General features: G+C 74.4%; 9 protein-coding genes. 1 reads left to right on the top strand and 8 read right to left on the bottom strand.

Annotation, left to right across the window (positions count from 1 at the left end):
- Window positions 1-144: 144 nt before the first annotated feature.
- The 3 genes from nadD to ACGFSC_RS20010 all read right to left on the bottom strand — a co-directional run bounded on the left by nadD (window position 145) and on the right by ACGFSC_RS20010 (window position 1,413).
- Complete coding sequence (gene nadD, locus ACGFSC_RS20020; protein WP_049658574.1) at window positions 145-777, bottom strand: nicotinate-nucleotide adenylyltransferase; 633 nt, start codon at window positions 775-777, stop codon at window positions 145-147.
- 123 nt (window positions 778-900) lie between these two features.
- A complete protein-coding gene (locus ACGFSC_RS20015; RefSeq protein ID WP_359910967.1) occupies window positions 901-1,056 on the bottom strand; it encodes a hypothetical protein in 156 nt (51 codons plus the stop codon).
- Between the two features lie 210 nt (window positions 1,057-1,266).
- Window positions 1,267-1,413 (bottom strand): hypothetical protein, encoded by a 147-nt coding sequence (locus tag ACGFSC_RS20010; RefSeq protein WP_359910966.1) that lies wholly within the window; start codon window positions 1,411-1,413, stop codon window positions 1,267-1,269.
- Between the two features lie 261 nt (window positions 1,414-1,674).
- Between ACGFSC_RS20010 and ACGFSC_RS20005 the strand changes: the two genes are divergently transcribed.
- A complete protein-coding gene (locus ACGFSC_RS20005; RefSeq protein WP_359910964.1) occupies window positions 1,675-2,790 on the top strand; it encodes a M48 family metallopeptidase in 1,116 nt (371 codons plus the stop codon).
- A gap of 102 nt (window positions 2,791-2,892) precedes the next feature.
- Here the strand turns inward: ACGFSC_RS20005 and ACGFSC_RS20000 are convergent, their stop codons facing one another.
- The 5 genes from ACGFSC_RS20000 to proB form a co-directional block, all read right to left on the bottom strand.
- A complete protein-coding gene (locus ACGFSC_RS20000) occupies window positions 2,893-3,954 on the bottom strand; it encodes a hypothetical protein (RefSeq protein ID WP_359910962.1) in 1,062 nt (353 codons plus the stop codon).
- A 131-nt stretch (window positions 3,955-4,085) separates the two neighbouring features.
- Window positions 4,086-4,670: a hypothetical protein gene (locus ACGFSC_RS19995; protein WP_359910959.1), complete on the bottom strand. Its 585-nt coding sequence runs from the start codon at window positions 4,668-4,670 to the stop codon at window positions 4,086-4,088.
- An 89-nt stretch (window positions 4,671-4,759) separates the two neighbouring features.
- Window positions 4,760-6,082, bottom strand: a complete 1,323-nt coding sequence (locus tag ACGFSC_RS19990) for a glutamate-5-semialdehyde dehydrogenase (protein ID WP_359910957.1) — start codon at window positions 6,080-6,082, stop codon at window positions 4,760-4,762.
- Window positions 6,083-6,280: 198 nt separating this feature from the next.
- A complete protein-coding gene (locus ACGFSC_RS19985) occupies window positions 6,281-6,805 on the bottom strand; it encodes a hypothetical protein (protein WP_359910956.1) in 525 nt (174 codons plus the stop codon).
- 174 nt (window positions 6,806-6,979) lie between these two features.
- The gene (proB, locus tag ACGFSC_RS19980; RefSeq protein ID WP_359910954.1) at window positions 6,980-8,116 is read right to left on the bottom strand and encodes a glutamate 5-kinase; all 1,137 of its coding nucleotides are present in this window, start codon (window positions 8,114-8,116) and stop codon (window positions 6,980-6,982) included.
- Window positions 8,117-8,199: the final 83 nt, after the last annotated feature.

Here is an 8,199-nt window from a genome sequence, read left to right as displayed (position 1 = left end):
TACACGACTGCGGCTGCGGCTGCGGCTGCTGTGGTTGCTGCTGCTGCGGGTTCTGGTAGCCCTGGTACGGCTGCTGGTACTGCCCGGTGGACCAGTCCTCCGGCCGCCGGCCGTCGCTGCGATCAGTCATGCACCGCTCCTGGATCAGTCCCCGCGCGGCGCGTACAGCGCCCGCTTGTCGATGTAGCGGACCACGCCGTCCGGGACGAGGTACCAGACGGGCTCACCCTTGGCGACCCGGTTGCGGCAGTCCGTGGAGGAGATGGCCAGCGCCGGGACCTCCACCAGGGAGACCCCGCCCACCGGAAGCCCGGCGTCCGACAGAGTGTGCCCCGGGCGGGTGCATCCGATGAAGTGGGCCAGCGAGAAGAGCTCGTCGGAGTCGCGCCAGGAGAGGATCTGGGCGAGCGCGTCGGCGCCGGTGATGAAGAAGAGGTCGGCGTCCGGGTGCAGGGCGTGCAGGTCGCGCAGGGTGTCGACGGTGTACGTCGGGCCCTCGCGGTCGATGTCGATCCGGCTGACCGAGAACTGCGGGTTCTCGGCGGTGGCGATGACCGTCATCAGGTAGCGGTCCTCGGCCGGGGTGACGTGGCGGTCGCTCTTCTGCCACGGCTGCCCGGTCGGCACGAAGATCACTTCGTCCAGGTGGAACGCGCTCGCGACCTCACTGGCGGCGACGAGGTGGCCGTGGTGGATCGGGTCGAAGGTGCCGCCCATCACGCCGAGGCGCTTCTTCACCGGTTCCGGTCCGCCGGGATTCCCGGCCTGCTCTCCCATGCCGCCACACCTTACGCGACACCCGTTACGGTGCGGGAACGGCCGGGTGGGGGTTCTCCGCAGATGCGTGAGGGAGCGGCCGGCCGGTGGCCGGACGCTCCCCGAGCGGTCCGCGCGGCCGGCTCAGCGGTCCCGGTTGAAGCGGGTGGTGATGAAGAGCAGGACCAGCAGGATGAACAGCGCGGCGCCACCGGTCAGGGCCGGGTTCAGGCTGTCGTGGTTGCCCCCCTCGCCCTCGGCGAGAAGGTTCAGAACGGGGAGTGCGGCAGCAGTGCTCATGGTCGGCGGGACCTTCTCGGCTCGGGGAACGGACCTGGGGGTGGTTCCGGGCCGGTGAGGGCCCACCCGTCATCGTACGGGGGGTTACACGGCAACCGCTCGGCGGCCCACCGCCGCTGACCGGGCGTGAGCACGAGCCGGGGGCGAGGGCCGGGAACGGGCCGCGAGCCGGCCGGGAACGGGCCCGGCGACAGGCCCGGGAGAGCGGCCCTAGTTGTTCTTGAAGGCGCGGGCCATGATCCAGACCAGCAGGCCGATGCCCACGAAGGACGCGACCACGATGATCCGCAGGAACAGGCCCGGGCCGGTCTCGTCGGAGATGGGCGCGGCCAGGCTGACAAGCGTGTCGGTGGACATCTGCGGGGGCTCCTCGAACTGCTCGGTACCGCGGCCGGGTCCGGTCTCGGTCGTCCAGGACTCAGGTTAAACCGGCCTCACACCGACGCCGCCCACCGGCCCCGGTGACGCGCCCGCCGCCCCCGGGACGCTCCGCGCGTACGCTGCCCCCGGGGACGAGTACGCAACCGCGCGCGTTGCACAGACAGTCGTTGCAGGCGAAGACCAACGGGGGGCGGGCCAGCGGGCCGCGGCCGCCGTCGACCAGGAGGTACTCAGACCATGACCGACACGACCGTGAAGGCCCCGAGCCGCCGCCGCGAGCGCTTCCCCGGAATCTCCACCCGGGCCTGGGAGCACCCGGCGGACCGCTCGGCCCTGGTCGCGCTGCGCAAGCTCACCGGCTTCGACGACATCCTGAAGAAGCTCGCCGGTCTGGTCTCCGAGCGGGCGATCCGGCTGATGTTCCTGGCCACCGCCGTGAAGACCTCCGAGCGCCAGTTCCCGGAGCTGCACGACATGGTGCGGGACGCCGCCTACGTGCTCGACCTGGAGCAGGTCCCCGACCTGTACGTCTCCCAGGACCCGACGGTCAACGCCTACTGCATCGGCATCGACACCCCGGTCATCGTGGTCACCAGCGGCCTGGTCGAGCTGCTCGACGAGGAGGAACTGCGCTCCGTCATCGGCCACGAGGTCGGCCACGCGATGTCCGGCCACGCCGTCTACCGGACGATGCTGATGATCCTCACCAACATCGCCACCCGGATCGCCTGGGTGCCGCTGGGCAACCTGGCGATCACCGCGGTCATCACCGCGCTCAAGGAGTGGTTCCGCAAGGCGGAGCTGTCCAGCGACCGGGCCGGCCTGCTCGCCGGACAGGACCTCCAGGCGTCCATGCGGGCCCTGATGAAGCTGGCCGGCGGCCACAACCTGGCCGAGATGAACGTCGACGCCTTCCTGGAGCAGGCCGAGGAGTACGAGAAGGCCGGCGATCTGCGCGACGGCGTGCTCAAGGTGCTCCAGCTGCTGCCGCAGACCCACCCCTTCGCGGTGGTGCGGGTCGCCCAGCTGAAGAAGTGGGCGGAGAGCGACGACTACCGCTCGATCGTGGCCGGTGCCTACCCGCGCCGCGCGGACGACCCGGACGCCTCGGTCTCCGAGCAGTGGAAGGCCGCCGCCGACCACTACACCAGCTCGGTCAAGGAGAGCAAGGACCCGCTGATGGGCCTGCTCCGGGACGTCGCCGGCGGCGCGGCGACCGTCGGCGGCAAGCTCCGCGACACCTTCACCGGCGCCGCCGGCCGCAACGGCTCCTCGGGCAACGGTTCCTCGGGCAACAGCTCCTCGGGCTCGGGTTCAGCGGGCTCGGGTTCCGCGGACCGCGACGGCAGCTGACCCCCGGGGCCGCGACGACCGCCGGCCCACCCCGACCGCGACGGCGGCCGGTGTCCCGTCCGGGGCACCGGCCGCCTCGCCGTTCCACGGCCGGGGCACGCCTCAGCCGCCCGCCAGCACCGCGCACACCTGCCAGCCCGGCCGGGCGTGGTTGCCGGGGTCGACCGGCGACGGCGGCGCGACCGCCGTGCCCTGCGCGGTGGCCAGCACCGGCTGCAGGAAGCCCGCCATCGAGGTGTCGCAGGGCTCCGGACCGGCCTGCACCACCGAGTCCACCAGCCGCAGCTGCGCCGAGGCCAGGTCGACCCGGTCGAACTCGAAGGTCAGCTGCCGCCGCACGGTCTCCAGGGTGACCGGCGCTCCGGCCGGGGCCCCGGCCGGCTTCAGCGCGTAGACGAAGGTGTGGTCGGTGGTGATCTGCAGGGTCCCGCCGTCCGCCTCGTCGATCCGCATCGCGCCGGCCACCTTCACGGTGTTCGAGGCCAGCGCGACCTGCGCCGGGTCGAAGCGGACCATCCAGCCGGTCACCGCGTGGTGCCGGTCGTCCACCGGCTGCGCCACGCTCGCGTCGAACTCCGCCTGCTCACCGGGCGTGACGAAGGCCCGCACGTCGGCGGTGGCGCCCTGGACCAGCGCGGCCGGGGCCAGCGAGGAGGCGACCAGGTAGCGCTGGACGGTGTCGAGCGCCTTGGTCACCTCGACCCGGCTGAAGTGCTCGGTGGCGGCCCCGGTCGGGGTGTTCAGCCCGATCGTGCCGTCCCCGTACCCGGGCTGCAGCGCGGTGAACGGGTCCGCCGGGTCGGCGACCGGGCGGACGGCCGACGCCGGGCTCAACGCGACCAGGCTGACGGTCAGTTGACTGCCCTCGGGCCGCACCGCGGTCCCCCTCGGCGAGCTCACGCCGAAGTACACCGCGGTCCCGAAGGCGAGCAGGATGAGCAGCAGCAGGATGAGCGCCTGGCGCGGGACGGTGCCCAGCGGGCCGAGCCGCACCCGCGGCCGGGTGGCCTTGCCGAAGGAGCCGGCCAGCCGCTCCCGGGCGGACAGTTCCTGGATGCGGGCAGCCCGCACGAACGATTCGTCGAACACGACGGACCGGAATTCGTCCTCGTTGCCGGAACCGCCCTCGGGCGTACCCTCCGGAGGCTCTCGCGGGTCACCCACACCACCAGGGTAGGCCGACACCGGCGCCGCCACGAGGGTGCGGGCGCACATTCCCGGGAACGCTCAGTGACCACCGCCCCCGGGCGTGCGCCCGCGCCCGGGGCGATGGCATCGGCCCGCCCCGGCCCGCCCTAGCCCGCCGGTGCCGTGACCACCAGCGGGGGATCGGCCGGGGCCTGCCCCGGATCGACCCCGGCGCTGCTGGTGCCGGACTCGGGGCGCCGGGGCGCTCCCGCGGAACCGCCCACGCCCTGGTAGATCGCCGCGACCGCGATCGCCACCAGGCCCACGCCCATGATCACGGCGAGCACCCAGGCCACCGGCCGGTGCCACCGCTGCTGGGCCACGTACCGCCCGCGGGAGCGCACCGGGTCGTAGCCGCGTCGCCACCGCCGCCGGACCCGGCGGTCGGCCGCCCGGTCCGGCCCCGACCAGGGATCGGGGTAGAGGTGGTCCGCGTCGAGCCCGCTCGGGTACGGGCGCAGTTCCAGCGGCAGTCCGTCCCCCGCAGGGACGTCACAGCCCCAGCCCGGGCCCGCGGCGTCCGGCTCGAACCGGGCCTCGGCGGCGGCGAGTTGCCGCTCCTTGGCGGTCGGCTCGTGCACGGCGGCGGACCGGACGAAGGCCTCATCGAAGACCACGGTGGCGAACTCGTCGTCCGCACCACCGTGGTCGGCGCCGTCGGGGTACGGGAAGCCCCCCACATCCTCAGCCACGGATTCAGCGTATTACCGGCCGGGCGATTTGTCTGTGGCTCCCGGCAGTTGGTCCGTCACACGTGTGACGGACGCCCCTCACCCGGCGTTCAGCGGCCGTGCGCGTTCCCGCCCACGGTCTGCGCCGCCTCGCCCCGCACGTGGCCGTCACCAGTGACGATGTACTTGGTGCTGGTCAGCTCGGGCAGGCCCATCGGGCCGCGGGCGTGCAGCTTCTGGGTGGAGATGCCGATCTCCGCGCCGAAGCCGAACTCACCGCCGTCGGTGAAGCGGGTCGAGGCGTTGACGGCCACCGTGGTGGAGTCGACCAACCGGGTGAACCGGCGGGCGGCGGCCTGCGACGTGGTGACGATCGCCTCGGTGTGGCCGGAGGACCAGCGGCGGATGTGCTCGACGGCGGCGTCCAGCGAGGGCACCACCGCGGCGGCCAGGTCCAGCGAGAGGTACTCGGCGCCCCAGTCCTCGTCGGTGGCCGGCACCACGGTGGCCGGGCCGCCCTCGGCGGCCTTCAGCACCGCCTCGTCACCGTGCACCGTCACCCCGGCCTCGGCGAGCGCCGCCAGCGCGAGCGGCAGGAAGGCGTCCGCGACGTCCTGGTGGACCAGCAGCGTCTCGGCCGCGTTGCAGACGCTGACCCGCTGCGCCTTGGAGTTCAGCAGGATGCCGACGGCCATCGCCAGGTCCGTCTCGGCGTCCACGTAGACGTGGCAGTTGCCGGTGCCGGTCTCGATCACCGGGACGGTGGAGCCCTCGACCACGGTGCGGATCAGCGAGGCGCCGCCGCGCGGGATCAGCACGTCCACGTGGCCGCGGGCGCGCATCAGCTCCCGCACCGAGTCCCGGCTCTCCCCCGGCACCAGCTGGACCGCGTCGGCGGGCAGCCCGGCCGCGGCGACGGCGTCGCGCACCACGGCGACCAGCGCGGTGTTGGAGCGGTAGGCGGAGGCGGAGCCGCGCAGCAGCACCGCGTTGCCGGACTTGAGGCAGAGCGCGGCGGCGTCCGCGGTGACGTTCGGGCGGGCCTCGTAGATGATGCCGACCACGCCGAGCGGCACCCGGACCTGCCGCACGTCCAGGCCGTTGGGCAGGGTGTAGCCGCGCACCACCTCGCCGACCGGGTCGGGCAGGCCCGCCACGTCGCGCACGTCGGAGGCGATCGCGGCGATCCGCTCCTCGGTCAGGGTCAGCCGGTCGATCACCGACTCGGCCGTGCCGACCGCCCGGGCCCGCTCCACGTCCTCGGCGTTGGCCGCGACGATCTCGGCGCCGCGGGCCACCAGGGCGTCCGCGACCGCCAGCAACGCGGCGTCCTTCGCGCCGCGCGGCAGCGGGGCGAGCGCGGCGGCGGCCTCCCGGGCTCGGCGCGCTACGGCGAGGACGGGGCTGTCGGCGGTGGCGAGGTCGCTGGTCATGCCGCCAAGGGTAGCGACTGCACCCGCCCCGCCCGGGCGGTATTTCGCCCGGTGAGACGCCGCTCCGCCGGTCCCGGCCCGACGATCCCCGGCCGAGGGGGCCGCCCGGCCGCCGGGGACGGCCCGGCACGGGAGTGCCCGGTACGGGGCGGCCCGGTACGAGGCGGCCCGGTACGAGGCGGCTCAGTACGGGGCGGCTCAGTACGGGTGCACGCCGCCCAGGTGCGGCGGCGGGTCGCCGAAGCCCTCCGCCACCCGTTTGTGGTACGTCGCCCGGTCGACCACCTCCAGCCCGACGATCTCCCAGGGCGGCAGGTTCGCGGTGACCTTGTGCTCGCCCCACAGCCGCAGCGCGATGGCCGCCGCGTCGTGGAGGTCCCGGGCCTGCTCCCAGTAGCGGATCTCCGCGTGGTCGGCCGCGTAGCGGGCGGTCAGGAAGAACGAGTGGTCGTGCGCCAGCTGCTCCAGTGAGGCGCGCAGCGAGGGCAGCGGGGTGACCTGCCCGGCCACGCTCAGCACCACGTGCCACAGCCGCGCCTGCTCGGGCACGGTGGGCGGCTGGGCCGCCCGGTCGCGTTCGGGCCGCATCCTGCGCACCCCGCCGGGCCTCTGCGGCGGCGGACCGGCCGGCTCGGCGGGGCCGTCCCCGCGCCCGCCGTCGATGCTGGTCAGCCGCCGGCCCGCCGTCCCTGCGGTCAGCGCTGCCTCGCGCCTGCGTTCCACCGGCGGCCTCCTGTTCGGCGATGTCCTGTCGTCCCCACCGGCCCCGTCGACCCTCGGCCGACCGGTACGGCTGCGCCCCTCCTCGCCCGTGGCCGGGCCGCTCCCGGTACGGAGCGGTCCGCCGTGCGCGCTGCGCCGATCGGCCGGGCGGCCGGTGCCGGCCCGCCGGGCCGGTCAGCCGCGCAGAACGACCAGGTCGTCGCGGTGGACGACCTCGCGCTCGTACGCGGCGCCGAACTCCTGGGCCAGGTCGCGGGTGGACCGGCCGAGCAGGCGGGGCAACTCCCTCGCATCAAAGTTGACCAGTCCGCGAGCCACGATGTGGCCGTTTTCGGCAAGAAGGTCCACCGGATCACCCGCGGCGAACTCCCCGTCGACCTTGGTGACCCCGGCCGGCAGCAGCGAGGCGCCGCCGGAGACGACCGCCCGGACGGCACCCTCGTCCAGGTGCAGCGCCCCGCGCGGGCTGCTCGCGTGGGCCAGCCAGAGCATCCGGTCGGAGGTCCGGCTTCCGGTGCGCAGGAAGAGCGTGCCGGTGGGCCGGCCGGCCAGCGCGTCGGCGGCCTGGCTGGCGGCGGTGAGCACCACCGGGATGCCGGCGCCGGTGGCGATCCGGGCCGCCTCGACCTTGGTGACCATGCCGCCGGTGCCGACCCCGGCCTTGCCGGCGCTGCCGATCTCGATGCCGTCGAGGTCCTGCGGGCCGCGCACCTCGGCGATCCGGCTGGTGCCGGGGCGGGACGGGTCGCCGTCGTACAGGCCGTCCACGTCGGAGAGCAGCACCAGCAGGTCGGCGCGGACCAGGTGGGCGACCAGGGCGGCGAGCCGGTCGTTGTCGCCGAACTTGATTTCGGCGGTGGCGACGGTGTCGTTCTCGTTGACGATCGGCATCGCGCCCATCGCGAGCAGCTGGTCCAGGGTGCGGTAGGCGTTGCGGTAGTGGGCGCGCCGGCTGGCGTCCTCGGCGGTGAGCAGCACCTGGCCGACCCTGATCCCGTACCGGGCGAAGGAGGCGGTGTAGCGGGCGACCAGCAGGCCCTGGCCGACGCTGGCGGCGGCCTGCTGGCGGGCCAGGTCCTTGGGCCGCCGGTCCAGGCCGAGCGGGGCCAGGCCGGCGGCGATCGCGCCGGAGGAGACGAGCACGACCTCCGGCGCCCCGGGGCGGCCGCGCAGCTTGGCGAGCGCGTCCACCAGGGCGTCGACGCGGTCGGCGTCCAGGCCGCCGGCCGCCGTGGTCAGGGAGGAGGAGCCGACCTTGACGACGATCCGCCGCGCGGTCAGCACCTCGTCCCGCAGAGAGTCCTCGCTCATCTCGCTGTACGCCCTTCCGGTGTGGTGCGGGTACGGCGGGGCCCGGGCCCGGCCGTCACCCCCGCAATCTACGCGATCGGCGC

Source organism: Kitasatospora sp. NPDC048715 (assembly GCF_043198905.1).
Classification (GTDB): Bacteria; Actinomycetota; Actinomycetes; order Streptomycetales; family Streptomycetaceae; genus Kitasatospora; species Kitasatospora lactacystinica.
This window is presented reverse-complemented; position numbering and strand designations above follow the sequence as displayed.

What these genes read in the sequence shown, in the direction of transcription:
- nadD (WP_049658574.1), bottom strand. Translation starts at nt 777, where the DNA reads ATGGGAGAGCAGGCCGGGAATCCCGGCGGACCGGAACCGGTGAAGAAG.
- ACGFSC_RS20015 (WP_359910967.1), bottom strand. Translation starts at nt 1,056, where the DNA reads ATGAGCACTGCTGCCGCACTCCCCGTTCTGAACCTTCTCGCCGAGGGC.
- ACGFSC_RS20010 (WP_359910966.1), bottom strand. Translation starts at nt 1,413, where the DNA reads ATGTCCACCGACACGCTTGTCAGCCTGGCCGCGCCCATCTCCGACGAG.
- ACGFSC_RS20005 (WP_359910964.1), top strand. Translation starts at nt 1,675, where the DNA reads ATGACCGACACGACCGTGAAGGCCCCGAGCCGCCGCCGCGAGCGCTTC.
- ACGFSC_RS19990 (WP_359910957.1), bottom strand. Translation starts at nt 6,082, where the DNA reads ATGACCAGCGACCTCGCCACCGCCGACAGCCCCGTCCTCGCCGTAGCG.
- proB (WP_359910954.1), bottom strand. Translation starts at nt 8,116, where the DNA reads ATGAGCGAGGACTCTCTGCGGGACGAGGTGCTGACCGCGCGGCGGATC.